This is a genomic window from Mesorhizobium sp. NZP2234, from assembly GCF_013170765.1.
GTDB lineage: Bacteria > Pseudomonadota > Alphaproteobacteria > Rhizobiales > Rhizobiaceae > Mesorhizobium > Mesorhizobium loti_D.
On the sequence record NZ_CP033364.1, the window covers coordinates 480,099 to 501,762 of the forward strand.

General features: G+C 63.4%; 22 protein-coding genes and 1 pseudogene. 14 read left to right on the forward strand and 9 right to left on the reverse strand.

What is annotated here, in order from left to right; translation table 11 throughout:
• Positions 1–94 precede the first annotated feature (94 nt).
• The 4 genes from accD to EB230_RS02155 all read right to left on the reverse strand — a co-directional run bounded on the left by accD (position 95) and on the right by EB230_RS02155 (position 3,929).
• Positions 95–1,021 carry an acetyl-CoA carboxylase, carboxyltransferase subunit beta gene (gene accD, locus EB230_RS02140; RefSeq protein ID WP_056569020.1) on the reverse strand — a complete coding sequence of 309 codons (927 nt, stop codon included), beginning with the start codon at positions 1,019–1,021 and terminating at the stop codon, positions 95–97.
• Between the two features lie 96 nt (positions 1,022–1,117).
• Complete coding sequence (gene trpA, locus EB230_RS02145) at positions 1,118–1,957, reverse strand: tryptophan synthase subunit alpha (protein ID WP_056569017.1); 840 nt, start codon at positions 1,955–1,957, stop codon at positions 1,118–1,120.
• Between the two features lies 1 nt (position 1,958).
• Positions 1,959–3,179, reverse strand: a complete 1,221-nt coding sequence (gene trpB / locus EB230_RS02150; RefSeq protein WP_056569014.1) for a tryptophan synthase subunit beta — start codon at positions 3,177–3,179, stop codon at positions 1,959–1,961.
• Between the two features lie 90 nt (positions 3,180–3,269).
• Positions 3,270–3,929: a phosphoribosylanthranilate isomerase gene (locus tag EB230_RS02155; protein WP_056569011.1), complete on the reverse strand. Its 660-nt coding sequence runs from the start codon at positions 3,927–3,929 to the stop codon at positions 3,270–3,272.
• Positions 3,930–4,048: 119 nt separating this feature from the next.
• Here EB230_RS02155 and EB230_RS02160 point away from each other — a divergent pair, with 119 nt between their 5' ends.
• Positions 4,049–4,267: a hypothetical protein gene (locus tag EB230_RS02160; protein WP_056569008.1), complete on the forward strand. Its 219-nt coding sequence runs from the start codon at positions 4,049–4,051 to the stop codon at positions 4,265–4,267.
• Here the strand turns inward: EB230_RS02160 and EB230_RS02165 are convergent, their stop codons facing one another.
• From EB230_RS02165 to EB230_RS02180, 4 genes are all read right to left on the reverse strand, one after another.
• Entirely contained in the window at positions 4,268–5,026 is a 759-nt protein-coding gene (locus tag EB230_RS02165) for a M48 family metallopeptidase (RefSeq protein ID WP_056569005.1), read from the reverse strand.
• 101 nt (positions 5,027–5,127) lie between these two features.
• Positions 5,128–5,610, reverse strand: coding sequence for a DUF2852 domain-containing protein (locus tag EB230_RS02170; RefSeq protein WP_172371179.1), 483 nt, complete (start codon positions 5,608–5,610; stop codon positions 5,128–5,130).
• Positions 5,611–5,727: 117 nt separating this feature from the next.
• Positions 5,728–6,870 carry a benzoate/H(+) symporter BenE family transporter gene (locus EB230_RS02175; RefSeq protein ID WP_081294951.1) on the reverse strand — a complete coding sequence of 381 codons (1,143 nt, stop codon included), beginning with the start codon at positions 6,868–6,870 and terminating at the stop codon, positions 5,728–5,730.
• A 2-nt stretch (positions 6,871–6,872) separates the two neighbouring features.
• Positions 6,873–7,661: an alpha/beta hydrolase gene (locus EB230_RS02180; RefSeq protein WP_172371181.1), complete on the reverse strand. Its 789-nt coding sequence runs from the start codon at positions 7,659–7,661 to the stop codon at positions 6,873–6,875.
• Positions 7,662–7,881: 220 nt separating this feature from the next.
• Between EB230_RS02180 and infC the strand changes: the two genes are divergently transcribed.
• The 8 genes from infC to EB230_RS02220 all read left to right on the forward strand — a co-directional run bounded on the left by infC (position 7,882) and on the right by EB230_RS02220 (position 14,907).
• Positions 7,882–8,418, forward strand: coding sequence for a translation initiation factor IF-3 (infC, locus tag EB230_RS02185; RefSeq protein WP_010912915.1), 537 nt, complete (start codon positions 7,882–7,884; stop codon positions 8,416–8,418).
• A gap of 224 nt (positions 8,419–8,642) precedes the next feature.
• A complete protein-coding gene (locus tag EB230_RS02190; RefSeq protein ID WP_056568993.1) occupies positions 8,643–9,269 on the forward strand; it encodes an isoprenylcysteine carboxylmethyltransferase family protein in 627 nt (208 codons plus the stop codon).
• A 182-nt stretch (positions 9,270–9,451) separates the two neighbouring features.
• Complete coding sequence (gene rpmI / locus EB230_RS02195) at positions 9,452–9,655, forward strand: 50S ribosomal protein L35 (RefSeq protein ID WP_006201248.1); 204 nt, start codon at positions 9,452–9,454, stop codon at positions 9,653–9,655.
• Positions 9,656–9,747: 92 nt separating this feature from the next.
• Entirely contained in the window at positions 9,748–10,149 is a 402-nt protein-coding gene (gene rplT / locus EB230_RS02200; RefSeq protein WP_006201247.1) for a 50S ribosomal protein L20, read from the forward strand.
• A 175-nt stretch (positions 10,150–10,324) separates the two neighbouring features.
• Entirely contained in the window at positions 10,325–11,377 is a 1,053-nt protein-coding gene (pheS, locus tag EB230_RS02205; protein WP_056570312.1) for a phenylalanine--tRNA ligase subunit alpha, read from the forward strand.
• Positions 11,374–11,796, forward strand: a complete 423-nt coding sequence (locus EB230_RS02210) for a GFA family protein (protein ID WP_172371183.1) — start codon at positions 11,374–11,376, stop codon at positions 11,794–11,796. Before pheS ends, EB230_RS02210 begins: the two co-directional genes overlap by 4 nt.
• Positions 11,793–14,201, forward strand: a complete 2,409-nt coding sequence (gene pheT / locus EB230_RS02215; RefSeq protein ID WP_172371185.1) for a phenylalanine--tRNA ligase subunit beta — start codon at positions 11,793–11,795, stop codon at positions 14,199–14,201. Before EB230_RS02210 ends, pheT begins: the two co-directional genes overlap by 4 nt.
• Before the next feature lie 103 nt (positions 14,202–14,304).
• On the forward strand, positions 14,305–14,907 hold the full coding sequence (locus EB230_RS02220) for a nucleotidyltransferase family protein (protein ID WP_172371187.1): 603 nt from the start codon (positions 14,305–14,307) through the stop codon (positions 14,905–14,907).
• Positions 14,908–15,004: 97 nt separating this feature from the next.
• On the opposite strand, the pseudogene EB230_RS02225 reads toward EB230_RS02220, so the two are convergent.
• Positions 15,005–16,000, reverse strand: a pseudogene (locus EB230_RS02225) (aldo/keto reductase).
• Positions 16,001–16,097: 97 nt separating this feature from the next.
• Between EB230_RS02225 and EB230_RS02230 the strand changes: the two are divergent.
• The 5 genes from EB230_RS02230 to EB230_RS02250 all read left to right on the forward strand — a co-directional run bounded on the left by EB230_RS02230 (position 16,098) and on the right by EB230_RS02250 (position 21,464).
• Complete coding sequence (locus EB230_RS02230; RefSeq protein WP_172371189.1) at positions 16,098–16,988, forward strand: LysR family transcriptional regulator; 891 nt, start codon at positions 16,098–16,100, stop codon at positions 16,986–16,988.
• A gap of 266 nt (positions 16,989–17,254) precedes the next feature.
• Positions 17,255–17,827, forward strand: a complete 573-nt coding sequence (locus EB230_RS02235) for a cytochrome b (RefSeq protein WP_056568975.1) — start codon at positions 17,255–17,257, stop codon at positions 17,825–17,827.
• A 68-nt stretch (positions 17,828–17,895) separates the two neighbouring features.
• Complete coding sequence (locus EB230_RS02240; protein WP_056568972.1) at positions 17,896–18,471, forward strand: YceI family protein; 576 nt, start codon at positions 17,896–17,898, stop codon at positions 18,469–18,471.
• A gap of 270 nt (positions 18,472–18,741) precedes the next feature.
• Positions 18,742–19,728, forward strand: a complete 987-nt coding sequence (locus tag EB230_RS02245) for a Gfo/Idh/MocA family oxidoreductase (RefSeq protein ID WP_056568968.1) — start codon at positions 18,742–18,744, stop codon at positions 19,726–19,728.
• Positions 19,729–19,805: 77 nt separating this feature from the next.
• Positions 19,806–21,464, forward strand: coding sequence for an FAD-binding dehydrogenase (locus EB230_RS02250; RefSeq protein ID WP_056568965.1), 1,659 nt, complete (start codon positions 19,806–19,808; stop codon positions 21,462–21,464).
• Positions 21,465–21,664: the final 200 nt, after the last annotated feature.

A 21,664-nucleotide genomic window follows, 5' to 3' on the forward strand; every position in this document is an offset into this window, starting at 1 on the left:
CAATCGCTGTTCGCGGCGGCCCAAGTCGTGTCTTGTGCACGTCGTCCTCCCAAAACCGAGGCCACTTTTGGACGACATGCACAGTGTCGCGTCCTCAGGCTTGCGGCCGGGCTTCGGTCGCAACCATCGCCGGCGGCAGGATTTCCGGCTCAAGCGGCTTTTGCTCCTCCGGCATCTTGAGCAGCATCTTCAACAGCCGCGCGATGGTCTGGCGCAGTTCGAGCCGCGACACCACCATGTCGACCATGCCGTGCTCCATCAGATATTCGGAGCGCTGGAAGCCATCGGGCAGTTTCTCGCGGATGGTCTGCTCGATGACACGCGGTCCGGCAAAGCCGATCAGCGCGCCCGGCTCGGCGATATGCACGTCGCCCAGCATGGCATAGGAGGCGGTGACGCCGCCTGTGGTCGGGTTGGTCAGCACGACGATGTAGGGCAGGCCGGCTTCCTTAAGCCGGTCGACGCCGACCGTCGTGCGCGGCAGCTGCATGAGGGACAAGATGCCTTCCTGCATGCGCGCGCCGCCGGACGCGGCGAACAGGATCAGCGGCCGCTTGCGCTGCAGGGCGACCTCGAATGCGTGTACGATGGCGTCGCCGGCGGCCATGCCGAGCGAGCCCCCCATGAAGGCGAAATCCTGCACCGTCACCACCACCGGCAGGCCTTCGATGGTGCCCAGCGCGTTGACGATCGCGTCCTCCAGCCCGGTCTTGGCCTTGGCGTCCTTCAACCGGTCGGTGTAACGCTTCTCATCGCGGAACTTCAGCGGATCCTGCACCACCTTCGGGTTTTCGAGCTGTTCGTATTTCCCGTCGTCGAGGAAGTACTTCAGCCGCTCCTTGGCCGAAATCTTCATGTGATGGCCGGAAGACGGGATGACGAACTGGTTGGATTCCAGATCCTTGTGGAACACCATCTCGCCGGTCTCGGGATCCTTGATCCAGAGATTCTCGGGCATGTCGGTGCGCCGGCCGAGCATCGAATTGATCTTCGGGCGAACGTAGTTGGTGATCCAGTTCATCGCTTCGGCTCCTGTCCTGACGAAGAGTTGCTAATGCATGTCGCCCAAAAATGGGAACCGGTTTTGGGCGACATGCACAAACTTGAGGTAGGAGAACTATTCGGCGGCAGCAAGGCGGGCCGAGCGCACGCCTTGCGCAAGGCCGCTGACCAGCGTGGCGACGGCCTCGGCCGGGTCGGCGGTCTTTTCGCCCTTCGGCCCCAGCACATTGGCGACCGCATTGACGATCGCGGTGCCGACGACGACGCCATCGGCATTGGCGCCAATGACACGCGCCTGTTCGGCGGTCTTGACACCGAAGCCGACGCAGACCGGCAGGTTGGTATGGCCCTTGATGCGCTTGACCGCCGCCGCCACCTTGCCGGTGTCGGCAAGTGCGGCACCGGTGATGCCGGTCATTGACACGTAGTAGACGAAGCCAGACGTGTTCTGCAAAACCTTGGGCAGCCGCTTGTCATCCGTGGTCGGCGTCGCCAGCCGGATGAAGTTGATGCCAGCCTTGAGCGCCGGTATGCAGAGTTCCTCGTCCATTTCCGGCGGCAGATCGACGACGATCAGCCCGTCTATGCCGCTGGCCAGCGCATCCCTGAGGAAGCGGTCGACGCCGTAGACGTAGATCGGGTTGTAATAGCCCATCAGCACGATCGGGGTTTCATTGTCGCCGGTGCGGAAATCCGACGCCATCTTCAGTGTCTTCACAAGGGTCTGGCCAGCTTTCAGCGCACGCAGGCCCGCTGCCTGGATCGCCGGTCCATCGGCCATGGGATCGGAAAACGGCATGCCGAGTTCGATAACATCGCTGCCGGCGCCCGGCAGGGCTTTCATGATCGACAGCGAGGTTTCGTAGTCCGGGTCGCCGGCCATGAAATAGGTGACGAGCGCCGGCCTGCCTTCGGCCTTGAGTTTCGCCATGCGGCGATCGATTCGGGTGGTCATTCTAAAGCTCCATCCCCAGAATTTTGCCCACAGTGAAAATGTCCTTGTCGCCGCGGCCGCACAAATTCATGACGATGATCTGGTCCTTGCCCATCTTCGGCGCGCGCTTGATCACCTCGGCCAGCGCATGCGCCGGTTCCAGCGCCGGGATGATGCCCTCCAGCCGGGTCAGCAGCTGGAACGCCTCTAGCGCCTCTGAATCCATGATCGGCACGTATTCGACACGGTTGGATTCCTTCAGCCACGAATGTTCCGGGCCGATGCCCGGATAGTCGAGGCCGGCCGAGATCGAATGGCCTTCCATGATCTGGCCGTCGGAGTTCTGCAGCAGGTAGGTACGGTTGCCGTGCAGAACGCCTGGCGAACCGGCGGTAAGCGAGGCACAGTGCTCTTCGCCATCAAGGCCCTTGCCACCGGCTTCGACGCCGACAATCTTCACATCCGTGTCGTCGAGGAACGGGTGGAACAGGCCGATTGCGTTTGAGCCGCCGCCCACCGCTGCGACAAGCAGGTCCGGCAGCCGGCCTTCCGCCTCCAGCATCTGTTCCCTGGCCTCGCGGCCGATGACCGACTGCAGCTCCCGCACGATTTCGGGATAGGGGTGCGGACCCGCGGCGGTGCCAATCATGTAGTAGGTGTCATCGACATTCGTCACCCAATCGCGAAGCGCCTCGTTCATGGCATCCTTCAATGTGCCGTGACCGGAGGTGACCGGCACAACCTCGGCGCCGAGCAGCTTCATGCGGAAAACGTTGGGCGCCTGACGCTGCACGTCGGTCGCACCCATGTAAACCACGCAAGGCAAGCCGAAGCGCGCGGCAACCGTCGCCGACGCAACGCCGTGCTGGCCAGCGCCTGTCTCGGCGATGATGCGCGTCTTGCCCATGCGCTTGGCCAGCAGAATCTGGCCGAGGCAGTTGTTGATCTTGTGTGAGCCGGTGTGGTTGAGCTCGTCGCGCTTGAAATAGATTTTCGCGCCGCCGAGATGCTGGGTCAGCCTTTCGGCGAAATAGAGCGGACTGGGCCGGCCGGTATAGTGCTTGTTGAGATGCTCGACCTCGGCCTTGAAGGCCGGGTCGGTCTTGGCGAAGGTCCAGTGCTTTTCGAGGTCCAGGATCAGCGGCATCAAGGTTTCGGCGACGAAACGGCCGCCAAACATGCCGAACATGCCTTGCTCGTCAGGTCCGGTGCGAAAGGAATTGGGTGTCGCCGGCTTGTTCATCGCCGATCTCCTAACTGCTATGTTTTGAGCATATCCTCATCGGAAAACCGGATACCACTTTTCCGGGACATGCTCTCATTGGAAACACTTTCAGGCGGCGCGGTCGTCGCGTGCTGCCCGGACGGCCCGGAAAAACTGTTCGATCAGCGCCGGATCCTTGACGCCCGGCGCGCTTTCCACGCCCGACGAAATGTCTATTCCGGGCGGGTTGGCAAGCCGAAGGGCATCGCCGATGTTGGCGGCGTTGAGCCCACCGGAAAGCATGTAATCGACGCCGGCGTCAAGGCCGGCAAGGATGCGCCAGTCGAAGGCCACGCCATTGCCGCCCGGCAGCACGGAGCCCTTTGGCGGCTTGGCGTCGAACAGGAAGCGGTCGGCAACGCCGATGAACGGCTCGATCCGGTCGAGATCGGCGGCCTCGCTGAGCGGCAGCGCCTTCATCACCGGCAGCCCATAGCGGACCTTCAGTTCGGCCACCTGCTCAGGTGTTTCCGACCCGTGCAGCTGCAACATATCGGGCTGCATGGCTGTGACGATCTGGTCCAGGAAGGCGTCACTGGCGTCGACCGTGACGGCAACCGCCAAGGCCTTGCCGCGCGCCGCTTCGCGCAGACGGCAGGCGTGCGCCGGCTCGACATAGCGAGGGCTCTTGGCGAAAAAAATGAAGCCGACATGGGTGGCGCCGCCGGCCAGGGCCGCGGCCATTGCGTGGTCGGTCTTCAAGCCGCAGATTTTTATATCGAGCGCCATGGCGCGGGAATTGGCACGAAATCGCGACAGAGTCGAGAAAAAGCATGCTGTTTGCCGGCAGCGCCAAAGGCGCTACCTATTGATGGACGGATAGACAGCATGCCGGGTGGGAGAAGATCATGGCTGACACAACCATTACCGAACTGAAGCAGAAGATCGCGCAGGCACACCAGGTCATCGCGCATCTGATGGACAAGGCCGCCTTCAACGGCGCCGAAGCGCATCGGGCGCTGGACTATTTCGGTGGCGATACGTTTGACCGGAATTTCCTGCCTTGGCCGCATCACGGCGATGAGGGGCTGCGGCCGGATGAACTCAATGCCGCCAACGACGATTGACTACTCGAACACAATCGCCTGCAGCGCGCCGCCATTGCGCTTCAGCCAGTCCTTGCAGCGGTCGGTGTCGGGGCAGAGTTTTTCGCACAGTTTCCAGAATTTCGGGCCGTGGTTCATCTCCTTGAGATGTGCCACCTCATGCGCCACGAGGTAGTTTATCACGGGCTGCGGCGCCATCATGATGCGCCAGGAGAAGGAGAGATTGCCCTCCGAGGTGCAGGAGCCCCAGCGGCTGGACGTGTCCTTGTAACGGATCGCCTTGGCGCGCTTGCCGAGCGCCTCGGTGTGCCTGACCACCAGCTTCTCGATCTCCTTCTTGGCCTCGCGCTTGAGAAAATCGGCGATGCGGCGCGGCAGATGTATCCGGTCGCCATGCACGATCAGCAGCGGCCCGCGCTCGTCGCGCGATACCGTGACGGTACCGCGCTTTGACGGCTCATGGACGATACGGTGCGGCACGCCCCGGATCGGGATCCTGATGCCCGGCCGCACCTGTGGCCGCGTCGGCACTTTGGCGAGCCGCTGCTCCAGCCAGTCCTGGTGGCGCTCGAGGAACCTGTCCACCTCGCCGCGGCGCAGGCCCGGCGGCACGGTGATGCGCAGGCCCTGGCCGCCGGAATCGATGCGCAGCGTCAGCCGCCGCGCTCTGGCGCTCTCGACGATCTTGAGCGGCAGCGTGCGGCCGGCGACGCAATATTCGCGCTCCACGACTGGCGTGGCCTTGGGCTTCGTCAGATTGCGGAAGAATCCGATGGTCATGGCGGGACGATACGCGATTCGAGAAAAACGACTAGAACAAAAAAGAAACGGCGCCGCTCGCGCGACGCCGTTTTTTTCACGATCAGGCTTGTCGCAAAGCCTCAGTCGTCAAGCAGGTTCGAGCCCTTGCCGCGCTTGGTCGAGGTCGTGCCGGTGCTCGGATCGGTCTTCGCCGGAGCGGTCGACTTGTTGCGCTTCGCCATGAAGCGGTCGAACTCGTCCTGATCCTTGGCGCGACGCAATTCGCGGGCATAGTCGTCGAACTCGGTCAGCATGTCGTCGAGCTTGCGACGTTCCTCGGCGAGACGCTCAAGCTCCTTTTCGCGCCAGTCGTCGAAAGCGACGTTGCCGGTGCGGGCGGAGCCGTTGCCCCAGCGCGCGGCCTTGTCGGAACCACGGCGGCAGCCGGCGAAGATGCCGTCGGTCGCGCGGTTGACGTCACGCTTGAAGCCGTCGAGCCGGTCGCCCCAGATGATGTAGGCGAGCATGGCGAAGCCGAGCGGCCAGAACACCATGAAGCCGATCACCATCAACGCGATGGTTGCCGGCGTCCAGGCCGGGCGGATCAATGCAGATGTGTTCATTTTCTCCCATTCCTTCGGTTGGAGACAGCCAGAACCGGCTGCGTGGAATCGAAATGGGAAGGCAAAAACGGCGATTCAAGACAAGGTCCGCCAAAACCGGACAAGCTTCTGAAATGATTATCGCTTTTTGAGCATGTCGAGGAAAAGTACGCCCAAGCCGGCAATCAGCCCCCAGAACGCGGCGCCGACGCCGAACAGTGTCAGTCCCGAGGCGGTGACGACAAACGTGACGGTGGCGGCCATCCGGTGGGCCTCGTCCTTGAGCGCGATCGCCAGCGCGTTGGCGAGCGAGGCCATCAACGCAAGCCCGGCCACCAGCACGATCAGGCTCTGCGGCAGGACGGCGAAGATCGCCACCAGCGAGGCACCGAAGATCGCGAAGACGAGATAGGCGAGCGCATAGAACGGCCCGGTCTTCCAGCGCTCGGCGGGGTCGGGATGAACGTCCGGCCCGGTGCAGATTGCCGCCGAGATTGCCGCCAGATTGGTGGTCGAGCCGCCGAACGGCGCCGACAGCAGAGAAAACAGGCCGGTGACGCCGATCAGCGGGCCGGGCTCCGGGTGGTAGCCGGCGGCGCGCAACACGGCGAGGCCAGACAGGTTCTGCGACGCCATGGTGACGAGATAGAGCGGTAGCGCCAGGCCAATCATCGCCTTGGCGGTGAAGTCAGGTGCAATCAGCGCCAGTGTCGACAGCTCGGGTGTCGGCAGGCCGCCGACACGGCCGGAGAGAAACGCGGCGAGACCGCCGCCGATCAGCACCGCCAGTACCGACAGCGCCGGATTGAACAGCCGGATGATGAAGAACGCCGCGATCAGGGGCAGGATCAGCCAGGGGTCGACGGGAACGGTCTTGACCGCATTGATGGCGAAGGTGACGACGATGCCCGCCAGCATGCCTGAGGCGACCGAGGGCGGTATCCTGGAGATCAATTGCGTCAACGGCCGAAACAGGCCAGTGGCGATCAACAGGATGGCGGTGACGACGAAGGCGGCGACGGCCTCGCCGATCGAAAAGCCGGTCGAGGCAGCCATCAGCGCCAGGCCCGGCGTCGACCAGGCGGTGATGACAGGCATCTTCGTGCGCCAGGACAGCCACAGGCTTTCGACCGCCATGGCCAGGCAAATCGTCGTCACCCAACTCGCCGTCTGGATTTGCGTCGCACCGACCGCGTGGGCGGCGGCAATGACGATGGCCAGCGTGCCGCCGAAGCCGACGATGGCCGCGACAAAGGCCGAGATCGGGATGGAAAGGCGCATTCTCACTTGCCCCGCCCGGCCATGTCACCGACCGCCCGCACCAGCATGTCGAGATCCTGCGGCCGCGACAGGCGATGATCGCCGTCGGGAATGAGCGACAGCGTGACATCGTCGGCCGGCAGCAGGCTGACCAGCTTCAGCGCATGGCTCGACGGCACGTCCGCATCGGCCAGGCCCTGCAGGATGTGAACCGGGCAATGGGTGTCGATCGGACCGGTCATCACCCGGTTGGCGCGCCCATCCTCGATCAATGCGCGCGTGTAGATATAGGGCTCCGTGGAATAGTCGGAGGGCTCGGCGAAGAAACCCTTTTCGGCGAGGTCGTGCTTCTGCGCGGGGGTCAGCACCGGTTCGACCAGCTCGGCGGTAAAATCCGGCGCCGGCGCCAGCAGCACCAGGCCGACGACGTTTGCGTCACCCGCCTTGCGCAATTCCTGCACCATGCGCAGCGCGATCCAGGCGCCCATGGACGAGCCGACCAGGATCTGGCTGCCGCTGGCGAAATGCCGGAACACGGCGAGGCTTTGCGAAAGCCATTTCGAAATCGTGCCGTCGGCAAAGGCGCCGTCGGATTCACCGTGGCCTGAATAGTCATGGCGCAGGAAGGCGCGGCCTTCCCTTGCCGCCCAGTCCGACAGCGTCTGCGCCTTGGTGCCCAGCATGTCCGACTTGTAGCCGCCCAGCCAGACAATGCCGGGCGTCGAACCCGCCATATGGCGCACCGCGATGCGCGATCCCCCAACATCCGGAAAGATAGGGACATCGAGAAAGGTCGGAGGCGTGACGGTCATGGCTTTTCCTCGGGCCCCTCTTTTGGCACGGCGTTCTTGTGGCACGGCCACGGGCGTGGCGAAAAGTGCTCGCACCGTTTCTTTGTTTGGTGCAGGCCAGCGATCAGGGTGATTTTCTGTCAATGCTGTGCTATTGACTCCGCCCGCGCGCTCACCACATTGGCGCGTCCACGCATCAGACTGACAAATCCTGAACGAAACGGCCAAGGAGACCACGACCATTCGCAGACCTTTCAAAGCAGCGGCGCCGACCAAGGATGGGCCGCGCTCCAACCGTGACATCCGGGTTCCCCGGGTCCAGCTTATCGACGCCGAAGGCCAGAACCGCGGCGATGTCTCCATAAACGACGCATTGCTGCTCGCCGAAGAGGCTGGGCTCGATCTCGTCGAGATATCGCCCAATGCGGTGCCGCCCGTCGTAAAAATTCTCGATCTCGGCAAGTTGAAATACGCCAACCAGAAGAAGGCGGCCGAGGCGCGCAAGAACCAGAAGGTCATCGAGATCAAGGAGATCAAGATGCGCCCCAACATCGACAGCCATGACTACGAGACCAAGATGAAGGCGGTTCGCCGCTTCTTCGAGGAAGGCGACAAGGTCAAGCTGACGCTGCGCTTCCGTGGCCGCGAAATGGCGCATATGGAGCTCGGCATGCAGCTCCTGAACAAGGTTCGCGAGGAAGTGGCTACCATCGCCAAGGTCGAGGCGGAGCCGAAACTCGAAGGCCGCCAGATGATGATGGTGCTGGCGCCGCGCTAGGCGGATATTTCGCGGAACCCGCCTGGATCACGATAAGGTTAGGCGCCGTCATCACGCTCTAAATCCGCCTGAATTGTGCTACAGGGCGTCCCGACGATCGGCGGGACGCCTGTTTCTTGGCGAAAGCCGCGATCGCCGGCTTTGTTTTTATGCATGTCGTCCTCCCAAAACCGGGGCCATTTTTGGACGACATGCCATAGGCTCCTCGACGATCGGATATCCCCTTGGACAATGAAGTGAAATACGGGCTGGGCAACTACCAGCAGATGCGCCGGCTGGTACTTGCCGTGCTTGTGGTGGTGCTGTTTCTGGCGCTGCTGTTCGGCCAGTCGACCTTCCCGCCCGACACGCCGGTGCATGAAACGATCGAGATGTTCGGCGTGCTCTTGATTTTCCTCGGCATCGTCGGGCGCCTTTGGGCGACGCTGTATATAGGCGGGCGCAAGTCGTCCGAAGTCGTGACGGGCGGGCCTTATTCGATCACCCGCAATCCGCTCTACGTATTCTCGACCGTGGCCGCGGCTGGTGTCGGCGCCCAGATCGGCTCGTTCTCCGGCATTATCCTCTTTGCGCTGCTCTGCGCCGGGGCCTTCCACATCGTCATCCTGCGCGAGGAGAAGTTCCTCAAGGAAGCGCTTGGCGCGCCGTATGCGGCCTATCTGGCGCGGGTACCGCGCTTCTTCCCGAAGCTTTCCCTATACCAGGAGGGCGATACGGGCAGCTTCAAGCCGCGCCTGCTGTTGACCACGCTGCTCGACGGCCTGGTGTTCCTGATCGCGCTGCCGGCCTTCGAACTGATCGATGGCGCCCAGCAGTCGGGCATGCTGCCGGTGTGGTTCACGCTCCCCTGACAAAAGACAGAGCGTCGCACGGCGTCGGGTGTTGCGTACAAGTCGTGTTTGACGTATAGGACCGCCGTTCAAGAAAACCGCCCGGCAGGGCATGCCGTGGCGGTTTCATTTGCTTTTCGGGCTTTGGTCGGCCCGGAGCGAACAAGAAGCGCGATAGTGCGCCAACAATACGGAGTAGCAAAATGCCCAAGATGAAGACCAAGTCGGCCGCCAAGAAGCGGTTCAAGATCACAGGTACGGGTAAAGTCCTGTCGGCTGCGGCCGGCAAGCGTCACGGCATGATCAAGCGTTCCAACAAGTTCATTCGAAATGCCCGCGGCACGATGGTTCTGGCTGAACCGGATGGCAAGAAGGTCATCAAGAATTTTCTGCCGAACGGCCTCTAAGGCATTCGGTCCGGACACGCAGTAGTTTTACGCAATTCCGAACGGAAAACCGCAAGACACTTTCCTGGAATTGCTTTTAAGGAGATCATGACATGGCACGCGTAAAAAGAGGCGTCACCTCGCACGCCAAGCACAAGAAGGTCCTGAAAGCCGCGAAAGGCTTCTACGGCCGCCGCAAGAACACCATCCGCATCGCCAAGCAGGCGGTGGAAAAGTCGCTGCAGTACGCCTACCGCGACCGCAAGAACCGCAAGCGCTCGTTCCGCGCGCTGTGGATCCAGCGCATCAACGCCGCGACCCACGAGCATGGCCTGACCTATGGCCGCTTCATCGACGGCCTCAACAAGGCCGGCATCGAGATCGATCGCAAGATCCTGTCCGACATGGCCATCCATGAGCCGCAGGCTTTCGCCGCGCTCGTAGCCAAGGCCAAGGTCGCGCTCGAATATCTGAAGAACACCACGCCGAACGCTTTTGAAAGCGCTGTCGCCTAAGACCAGCGCTTCCCAAGCATTCGCAATTCTGATTTTGGGGAACCCGCGCTGGCACGGCTGGCGCGGGTTCTTTGTTTCTGCCTGAACTTTCAACTTAAAAGTGACGACTTCCAACGTAGCGAGTTTGACCGTGAACGACGCAACCAGTGGCCTGGATACGCTCGAAAATTCCCTGATGGCCGATATCGCATCGGCCGCCGACGAGCCGGCCATCGAGGCCGTGCGCATCGCTGCCTTCGGCAAGAAGGGCACCGTGTCCGAGATGCTGAAGACGCTTGGCGCGATGACCGCCGAGGAGCGCCAGATCAAGGGCCCTGTCATCAACGGCCTCAAGAACCGGGTCACCGAGGCGCTGACGGCCCGCAAGGCCGAATTGAAGGACGTGGCGATCGCCGCCCGGCTGGCCGCCGAAAAGGTCGATGTGACGCTGCCGGTGCGGCAGTCGCCGGCCGAGCGCGGCCGTATCCATCCGATCAGCCAGGTGATCGACGAGATCGCCGCGATCTTCGGCGATCTCGGCTTCGCGATCGCCGAAGGTCCCGATATCGAGACCGACTATTACAATTTCACCGCGCTGAATTTCCCGGAAGGCCATCCGGCGCGCGAGATGCACGACACCTTCTTCTTCCAGCCGGACGAGAGGGGCGAGCGCAAACTTTTGCGCACCCACACCTCGCCGGTGCAGATCCGCACCATGGAGAAGCAGAAGCCGCCGATCCGCATCGTCATTCCGGGCAAGACCTATCGCCAGGATTCCGACGCCACCCACTCGCCGATGTTCCACCAGGTCGAGGGGCTGGTGATCGACAAGACGGCCAACGTCGCCAACATGAAGTGGGTTCTCGAAGAGTTCTGCAAGGCGTTCTTCGAGGTGCCTTCGGTCAAGATGCGCTTCCGCCCGTCCTTCTTCCCGTTCACCGAGCCCAGCCTCGAGGTCGACATCCAGTGCGACCGGTCGCGGCCCGGCGAAGTGCGCTTCGGCGAAGGCTCCGACTGGATGGAGATCCTCGGCTGCGGCATGGTGCACCCCAATGTGCTGCGCGCCGGCGGGCTCGATCCCGACGAGTATCAGGGCTTTGCCTGGGGCATGGGCATCGACCGCATCGCCATGCTGAAATACGGCATGCCGGACCTGCGCGCCTTCTTCGACGCGGACGTGCGCTGGCTGTCGCATTACGGCTTCCGGCCGCTCGACATGCCGACGCTGTTCGGCGGCTTGAGCGCATGACAGCGCTCCACATCGGCGGCTGCCGCTGCGGCGCCGTGCGGTTCGAGGCTTCGGTCGAGCCGCACCACGTCAGCTATTGCCATTGCGGCGATTGCCGGCGGGCCAGCGGCGCGCCGGTATCGGCCTTTGTCGGCTTCCTGGTCGACCAGGTGGCGTTTACCGGCAAGGCGCTGAAGATGTACGAGAACGGCCCGGTGACGCGCTCCTTCTGCGGCGTCTGCGGCTCGCCCATCGCCTATGTCGACGAGCGGCTGGAAGACGACATCTACTTCATGCTTGGCGCCATGGACATGCCGGCCGATTTCAGGCCGACGCTGCATGCCTATGTCAGCGAGCAGCTTCCCTTCCTGCATATGTCCGACGACTTGCCCAGACATCTGAAAACAAGCGTCAAAAGACCAGACGGAACAGTCCCATGAAATTCACCCTCTCCTGGCTCAAGGATCATCTCGAGACCGATGCCTCGCTCAACGAGATCGTCGAGCGGCTGACCTCGATCGGCCTCGAAGTCGAGCATGTCGACGACAAGTCGAGCCTGAAACCCTTCGTCATCGCCAAGGTGCTGACGGCGGTGCAGCACCCCGATGCCGACCGGCTGCGCGTGCTGACCGTCGATACGGGCGACGGCAAGGCACCTGTCCAGGTGGTGTGCGGCGCGCCCAATGCCCGCGCGGGCCTGATCGGCGCCTTCGCGGCGCCCGGCACCTATGTGCCCGGCATCGATGTGACGCTGACGGTCGGCAAGATCCGTGGCGTCGAAAGCCATGGCATGATGTGTTCCGAGCGCGAGCTGGAACTGTCCGACGAGCACAACGGCATCATCGACCTGCCCGAAGATGCGCCTGTCGGCACCAGCTTTGCGTCCTATGCGCATCTCGACGATCCGGTGATCGAGATCAATCTGACGCCGAACCGGCCCGATGCCACCAGCGTCCATGGCATCGCCAGGGACCTGGCGGCGAGCGGGCTCGGCACACTGAAAAGCGCTGCGGTCGAAGCGATCCCCGGCAAGGGCGAGACGCCGGTCAAGGTGGTGATCGAGGCGCCGGAGCTTTGCCCGGGCTTCGCCTTGCGCCTCGTGCGCGGTGTCAAGAATGGCCCGTCACCGAAATGGCTGCAGCAAAGGCTGATCGCCATCGGTCTCAGGCCGATCAGCGCGCTGGTCGACATCACCAATTACGTCACCTTCGATCGCGGCCGGCCGCTGCATGTGTTCGATGCCAGGAAGGTCGCCGGCAACCTCGTCGTGCGCCGCGCGCGCGACGGCGAGAAGGTGATGGCGCTCGATGGCCGCGAATACACGCTGACATCAGAAATGTGCGTCATCGCTGACGACAACGGCGTCGAATCGATCGCCGGCGTGATGGGCGGCGAACATTCCGGCTGCGACGAGAGCACGACCGACGTGCTCATCGAATCGGCGCTCTGGGATCCGATCACCACCGCGCGCACCGGCCGCACGCTCGGCATCATCACCGATGCCCGCTATCGTTTCGAGCGCGGTGTCGACCCGGAATTCATGGTGCCCGGCGTGGAGCTGGCGACCAGGCTGGTGCTCGATTTCTGCGGCGGAGAGCCGGCCGAGACGGAGGTCGTCGGCTATGCCGGCCACAAGCCCAAGATCGTCTGCTTCCCGTTGTCGGAAGTGACGCGGTTGACCGGTATCGAAGTGCCCAAGGCGGAAAGCCTCGACATCCTGTCGCGCCTCGGCTTCAAGCCGCAGGGCTCGGGCGATGTCGTCGATGTGGCGGTGCCGTCCTGGCGCCCCGATGTCGATGGCAAGGCGGACCTGGTCGAAGAGGTGATGCGCATCCACGGCGTCGACAACATCGCGCCGCAGCCGCTCGGCGCGCATGACGCGGTCAATTCGAAGATCCTGACCACCCTGCAAGTCCGCACCCGCACCGCCAAGCGGGCGCTTGCCGTGCGCGGCATGATGGAAGCCGTCACCTGGTCGTTCATCCCGGCCAAGCATGCCGAGTTGTTCGGCGGCGGCCAGACGGCGCTGAAACTCGCCAACCCGATCGCCGCCGACATGTCCGACATGCGGCCGTCGCTGCTGCCGGGGCTGATCGCAGCCGCGCAGCGCAATGCCGACAAGGGTATTGGCGACGTGGCGCTGTTCGAGGTGTCGGGCACCTATGAGGGCGACGGCGCCGACCAGCAGCGGCGCGTGGCCGCCGGCGTGCGCCGCGGCACCGCCAAGCTCGACGGCTCAGGCCGCAACTGGGCCGGCAATTCAGGCCCGGTCGGCGTGTTCGACGCCAAGGCGGATGCGATCGCGGCACTGGAAGCCTGCGGCGCGCCGGTCGAGCGGCTGCAGATCGAGGCGGGCGGACCGTCATGGTACCATCCCGGCCGCTCCGGCACGATCAAGCTCGGGCCAAAGACCGTGCTCGGCACGTTCGGCGAGTTCCATCCCAAGACGATGGAAGGGCTCGACGTTTCCGGGCCGCTATGCGGCTTCGAAGTGTTCGTCGATGCCGTGCCGGAGCCAAAGGCCAAGCCAACGAAAACCAAGCCGAAGCTGGAACTCTCCGCGTTCCAGGCGGTGAAGCGCGACTTCGCCTTTGTCGTCGACAAAGCGATCGAGGCCGGTACTCTGGTGCGCGCAGCGCTTGCCGCCGACAAGAAGCTGATCACTGGCGTTTCGGTCTTCGACATCTTCGAAGGCGCGTCGCTCGGCGAGGGCAAGAAGTCCATCGCCATCGAGGTGGCGATCCAGCCGGTCGAGAAGACGCTGACCGACGAGGATTTCGAGGCGCTGGCCAAGCGCATCGTCGAGAATGTCGGCAAGCAGACGGGTGGCGTGCTGCGCGGGTAGAACTCTCTGTCTTGACGCAATTCCGGACGGAAAACCGTCTTGCACTTTTCCTGGAATTGCTCCGAAACTTGCGGGCAGATGGCGAATCGTCCTCCAAAGGGCGATGGACCATCTGCGCTATTCCGGGCTGCCGTTCGAAGCACAACGCGAGGCGTTTCTCGAAATCGTGTCGGGGGACCCGCTGGTCGGCGACGCGCTGGCGCGGGCTCGCGCGCTGGCTCTGCCGGACTGGCTGATCGTCTCCGGCGCGCTCTACAATAGCGTCTGGAACCATCTGACGGGCAAGCCGTCGGGCTACGGCATCAGGGATATCGACCTCTTTTATTTCGACGACAGCGACCTGTCCTATGAGGCCGAGGATGCTGTCATCCGCCGAGCGGCGCGGCATTTCGAGGGGCTGGCGTTGCCGGTCGAAGTGCGCAACCAGGCGCGGGTGCATCTGTGGTATCCGCAGAAATTCGGCCAGCCCTGCCCGCGCTATACGAGCGCAAGCGAACCCATCAGCCATTTTGCCTCGAGGACGCATGCGGTCGGCGTGCGCTACGATGCCGGCGGGCAGCTTGAGCTGGTGGCGCCGTTCGGGCTCGACGATGTCTTTTCGTTCCGTATCACGCCGAACCGGGTGATGGACAATCAGCGGACGCATGAGGCGAAGGGGGCGCGGGCGAGGGAATGCTGGCCGGAGATTGGTGTGGTGGCTTGGTAGGAGTTGCCGGAATGTCGGCGCGAGGCGCCCCCCTCTGCCCTGCAGGACAGAGGGGGCGCTGTCCCGCCAGCATCTCAAAACAAGCTGATGCTGAAGGTCACCCATTCACCAGCGCCAACAACTCCTCCGTATAGCGCTTGCCCATCACCTTATCCGGCGACAGCGCGTCACCAATCGCCGCCACCTCAGCCGCACTCAGTTCGATGTTCGCCGCCGCCGTGTTCTGCTCGAGATGGCGGATCTTTCGCGCGCCGGGGATCGGGACGATGAAATCGCCTTGGTGCAGCACCCAGGCGAGCGCCAGCTACGCCGGGGTGACGCCCTTTTCAGTCGCCATCCCTTCCAGCGTGGCGACAACCTTGGCGTTGGCTTCCATGGCCTCGGCCTGGAAGCGCGGCAAGATGCGGCGCCAGTCGCCATCGTCAAGCGTTTCGGGCTTGGCGATGGTGCCGGTCAAAAGGCCACGGCCGAGCGGGCTGTAGGGGACGAAGCCGATGCCGAGTTCGCGGCAGACGGCGAACACCTCCTGTTCCGGGTCGCGGCTCCACAGCGAATATTCGCTCTGCACGGCCGCGATCGGATGAACGGCATGCGCCCGGCGGATGGTCGCGGCACTTGCCTCCGACAGGCCGAGCGCGCGCACCTTGCCCTCGCGCACCAGCTCGGCCATGGCGCCGACCGTGTCCTCGATCGGCACGTTGGGGTCGACACGGTGCTGGTAGTAGAGGTCGATGACATCGGTGCCGAGCCGCTTTAGCGAGGCCTCGGCGACCGCCTTGACGTGCTCGGGACGGCTGTCGACGCCGGCCATGCGGTCGGTGCCGGTGCCTTCCTCCAGGATCTTGAAGCCGAATTTGGTGGCGATGGTCACCTTCTCGCGCACCGACTTCAGCGCCTTGCCGAGCAGGATCTCATTCTCGTAGGGGCCATAGACTTCGGCAGTGTCGAAGAAGTTGACGCCGATCTCGACGGCGCGCCGCAAGGTGGCGATCGCCTCGGCCTCCGGCTGACCGCCATAACCAAAACTCATGCCCATGCAGCCGAGACCGACGGGGAAGACTTCGAGTTCAGTTCCCAATTTGCGGGTTTGCATCACGAGATCTCCTTGTTGTGATGCCGCCGATGTAGCGTCTTGCGCCATGCTCGATAATCGGTTCATCTATGCACGGGTCGTTCTAAGAAATAGATCAATGAACCGAGCGCATCTTTCACAGCTGGCGGTGCTGGCAACCGTCGCCCAATGCGGCAGTTTTCGCGGCGCGGCCAGGGAATTGGCTATCGCGCCGTCGGCGGTCAGCCATGCGGTGTCCAGCCTGGAAGCGCGACTTGGCGTGCGGCTGCTGGCGCGCAGCACGCGCAGCGTGGCGCCGACCGAAGAGGGGGCGCAATTGCTGGAGCGTTTGCGCCCGGCCCTTTCCGAGATCGACCTGGCGCTGGAGACGGCGGTCGAGGCGCGCGACCGGCCGGCCGGGAATCTGAGGCTCAGCGTGCCGCGCACGGCAGCGCATCTGGTGCTGACGCCCAAGCTGGGCGCCTTTGCATCGGCCTATCCCGACATCGTGCTGGAGATCGTCATCGAGGATCGCTTCACCGATGTTGTCGAAGGTGGCTTCGACGCCGGTGTGCGGCTCGGCGAGAGCCTGCAGCGCGACATGATCGCGGTGCGCATCGGGCCGCACATGCGCGGCGCGGTGGTCGGCGCGCCATCCTATTTCGCGGCCATGCCGAGACCGCATCACCCGCACGACCTTGCCGACCATCGCTGCATCCGCTTCCGCTTCTCCAGCGGCATCCTCTACCGCTGGGAATTCGAAAAGGGCGGCGAGGGAATCGAGATTGCCGCGCAAGGGCCGCTGATCCTCGACGAGGACCATCTGATCGCGCAAGCCGCAGTCGACGGCGCCGGCCTCGCCTTCGTCTTCGAGGACTATGTTCGCGCCCCGCTCGCCGATGGCAGGCTGATCCGCGTACTGGACGACTGGTGTCCACCTTTCGACGGGTTCTTCGTCTATTATCCCAGCCGCCGGCAGACGCGCCCGGCGCTGCGGGCTTTCGTTGATTTCTTCAAGGTGAGTGGGTAGAACGACGGTGCAGAGCAATCGCTGCAATCGGGTGCATTCCTTATCAAGGCTAGTGCTGCCCCTCACCTGCCCGTCGGCATCCTCTCTCCGTAAACGGGGCGAGGGACGCTCTCATCGATGATTTCGCCAATCACCAAGGTTGGGGAAAGAGCACTGCGGGCGCCACTGCCCCCTTTCGCCCCGTTTACAGGGAGAAATGCCCGGCGGGCAATGAGGGGCAGCGCTGCCGTCGGGAAGAAAGCGTAGTTCGACGGCGTTCGCCTTCCATGCAAACCTCCATCACCAACACGCCAACCCGCTACGGCTGGGCGACGATCCTTCTTCACTGGCTGATCGGGATCATCTTCATCGGCCAGTTCGTGCTCGGTTTCATCATGGTGCGGCTGACCAGCCAACGCACCGCCTTCGAGCTGATCCAGTTGCACAAGTCCCTCGGCTTTCTGCTGCTTGGCCTCATCATACTGCGCATCGCCTGGCGGCTCGGCAACGCGGCGCCACCCTTGCCGCCATCGGTTGGCGCGCTGGAGCGGCGTACGGCCCCGCTCGCGCATCTGGCGCTCTATGCCTTCCAGCTCGCCTTGCCCTTGTCAGGCTGGGCGCTGGTTTCGGTGTCGACACTGGAAATTCCTACCATGCCGTTCAACCTGTTCGTAATGCCCAACCTGCCTTTGGCGGAATCCGATAGCGCGGAAAGCTTCTGGGCGGCGGCGCACTGGTATCTCGCCTATGCCGGCATCGCGCTTGTCGCGCTGCATGCCGCCGCCGCCTTGCGCCACCACTTCCTGCTGCGCGACAGCGTGCTCACGCGCATGATCACGCCTTCGTCAGGCAGGGAATAGAGCGGGCGGTTCGCTCGTTTGTGGGGTGAGGACGCTAAACGCGTTGCCTCCAGGAAAGGATCGATCCCATGCATGCGCGCATCCTTGGATTCGCGGCTCTTGCCGCATGCCTGGCCGTGCCCGCCACTGCTGCGGTGGCGCTGAGTGACGCCGCCGGCAGCTACACGATCAGCCCGGCAGGCTCCAGCATCCGTTTCACCATAGGCAAGGCCGGCGGCGGCGGCTTCGATGGCGCCTTCGCCCGCTTCAAAGGCACGATCCGCATCGACAACGGAGATATCGGCCATTCGAAAGTCGATCTGACCATCTATCCGGAAAGCGTCGGTACCGGCCAGAGCCGTATCGATGCCTTCCTGCGCTCCGACGCGGTGTTCGACGCGGCCAACAGCCCGGAGATCCAGTTCCGCTCGACCAGCGTGACCCGTACCGGTGATACATCAGCCCTGGTCACCGGCAGGCTGACGGCACGCGGCAAGACGTTTCCGGAAAAATTCACTGCCGAACTCGCTGGGTTGAAGGCTGGCACGATAAAATTCCATGTCACCGGCAAGGTGCTGAGGTCACGCTACGGTATGGATGTCGGTACGCCGCTCTATTCCAACATCGTCGATTTCAACATGACGCTGACGGGGAAGCGGAGCTGAGTCTCCACTTCGCGCATCCCTGGAGGTTCGTCATCCAGGGCGAAGCAGGGGCGAAGCTCCGTCGCGGAGACTCTGGAATCCATGCCGTGGCGAGCAAGCGTTGCAACGCTCCAGAATTCTGCACCATTGCATCCTTCGGCCGAGGTCACGGCATGGATCCTCGGGTCAAGTCCGAGGATGACGAAGGCGCTTTGTGATCCGCGTCCGCGATTGGCTTTTCTCCGAAATTGGGGCACACCTCCATCGATATAGTCGAGATGGAGAAGCGTCATGTTCCGATGGGGTGTGTTGTCGACGGCCAAGATCGGCCGCGAGCAGTTGTTGCCGGCAATCGTCGAGGCGGAGAACGGCGTGCTTTCGGCGATTGCCAGCCGCGACCTGTCGAAGGCCAAGGCCCTGGCCGAGCGTTTCGGCGCCCGCCATGCCTTCGGCTCCTATGAGGAACTGCTCGCCTCCAAGGATGTTGACGGCGTCTACATTCCGCTGCCGACATCGCAGCATGTCGAATGGACGGCCAAGGCGATCGAGGCGGGAAAACATGTGCTGGTCGAAAAGCCGCTGGCGCTCGACGCCAAGGACATCCTCCCACTGATCAAGCTGCGCGACCAAAAGAAGGTGCTGGTCTGCGAGGCCTTCATGGTCATCTATCACCCGCAATGGATCAAGGTGCGCGACCTTATCGCCAGCGGCGCCATCGGCCGGCTGCGCCATGTGCAGGGCGCGTTCTCCTACTACAATGTCGACCCCCACAACATGCGCAACCAGCTTGATCTCGGCGGCGGCGCGCTGCCCGATATCGGCGTTTACCCGACAGTGTCGACGCGGTTTTCGACCGGCAAGGAGCCTAGCCGTGTCCAGGCGACGATCGAGCGCGACAAGACATTCGGCACCGACATCTATTCCTCGATCCGCGCAGATTTCGGCGATTTCGAGCTGTCCTTCTATTTGTCGACGCAGATGGCGGCGCGCCAGGTAATGGTGTTCCACGGCGAGAAGGGTTTCATCGAGGTCTTTTCCCCGTTCAATGCCGGGCTCTATGACCATCACCGCGTCGAATTGCACAACCAGAACCACACCGAAGCGCAAGTGTTCCGCTTCCCCGGCACGCAGCAGTACCGGCTGGAGGTCGAAACATTCGCGCGGGCGGCGCAGGGCGGCAAGGAACGTGTTTTCACGCTGGAGGAGTCCGTGCTCAACCAGAAGGTCATCGATGCCATCTTCCGCGCCGGCGGCAAGGACGGCTGGGAGGCCGTCTAGCTCTTGCTTGACGCAATTCCGGACGGAAAACCCCTTGCGCCTGGAATTGCGTTGACCGGCTAATTCCTGGAGGAGAGATGGCTGACGACGCGGACGTGATCATTGTCGGCGCCGGCCTTGCCGGGCTGGTTGCCGCCGCCGAGCTTGCCGAGGCCGGCAAGAAGATCATCATCGTCGACCAGGAGCCGGAGCAGTCGCTCGGCGGCCAGGCGTTCTGGTCGTTCGGTGGCCTTTTCCTCGTCGATTCACCCGAGCAACGGCGCATGCGCATCCGCGATTCGCATGATCTGGCGCTCGAGGACTGGATGGGCACCGCCGCCTTCGACCGGCCGGAGGATGTCTGGCCGCGCAAATGGGCGGAGGCCTATGTCGGTTTCGCCGCCGGCGAGAAACGTTCCTGGCTGATCGAGCGCGGCCTGAAGTTCTTTCCTGTCGTCGGCTGGGCCGAGCGCGGCGGCGGCAACGCGATCGGCCACGGCAATTCGGTGCCGCGCTTCCACATCACCTGGGGCACCGGTCCCGGCGTGCTCGAACCTTTTGTACTGCGCGTGCGCGAGGCGCAAAAGCGTGGATTGGTCAGCTTCAGGTTCCGCCACCGCGTCAATGAACTTACACGGACGGGCGGCGTCGTGACCGGTGTGCGCGGCGACATCCTTGAGCCGAGCACGGTCGAACGCGGCCACAAGAGCTCGCGCCAGGTATCAGGCGAATTCGAGCTGCATGCGCAAGCGGTGATCGTCGCCTCCGGCGGCATCGGCGGCAACCATCAGCTGGTGCGCGAAAACTGGCCCAAGCGGTTGGGTGCCGCGCCGAAGCGCATGATCGCTGGCGTGCCCGACCATGTCGACGGCCGCATGCTGGCGATCACCGAAGCTGCCGGCGGTTCGATCATCAACCGCGACCGTATGTGGCACTATGTCGAAGGCATCAGGAACTGGGCGCCGATCTGGACCGAGCATGCGATCCGCATCCTGCCCGGTCCGTCCTCGCTATGGCTCGATGCCAGGGGAAAACGCCTGCCGGTGCCGCTCTATCCCGGTTTCGACACGCTGGGCACGCTCAGCCATATCATGAGCACCGGCTTCGACTATTCCTGGTTCATCCTGACCAGGAAAATCATCCAGAAGGAGTTCGCGCTGTCGGGCTCCGAGCAGAACCCGGACCTGACCGGCAAGAGCTGGCGCCAGGTGCTCGGCCGCGCGACATCGGGAATACCGGGTCCGGTGAAAGCCTTCATGGAGAAGGGCGAAGACTTCATCGTCGAAGCCGACCTTTCGAAACTGGTCGCGCGCATGAACGCGCTGGCCGGCGGCGAGCCGCTGCTCCAGCTTGCCCAGGTCGAGCGCGAGATCCGCGCCCGCGACCGGCAACTCGACAATTCGTTCTCCAAGGACATGCAGATTACCGCATTGCGCGGCGCCCGCGCCTATCTCGGCGACAAGCTCATCCGCACGGCCAAGCCGCACAAGATGCTCGACCCGGCGAACGGCCCGCTGATCGCGGTGCGGCTCAACATCCTGACCCGCAAGACGCTGGGCGGCCTGCAGACCGATCTTGACAGCCGCGTGCTGGGCGCCGATGGCCAACCGGTCGCCGGTCTCTATGCCGTTGGCGAGGCCGCCGGCTTCGGCGGCGGCGGCGTGCATGGCTATGCCGCGCTTGAAGGCACATTCCTCGGCGGCTGCATCTTCTCCGGCCGCAGCGCCGGCCGGGCGGCGGCCGCCTCGCTGGCGTGAACGGCGCCAACGTGGCCTTTTTTTCCAGCTTGGGCTTCTTATACGCCCGAGTGATAAACATATGACTTTTTTATATTTTTCAGATTTCGTCCGCCTCGAATACAAATGCCGATGCTTTTATCTTTCCGAGTGCAGCCGGTGCTGAGCCGCTGCAGGCGGCCGTCACCTTGTGGCGGCGGTACCAGAAAGAAGGAAGTCTT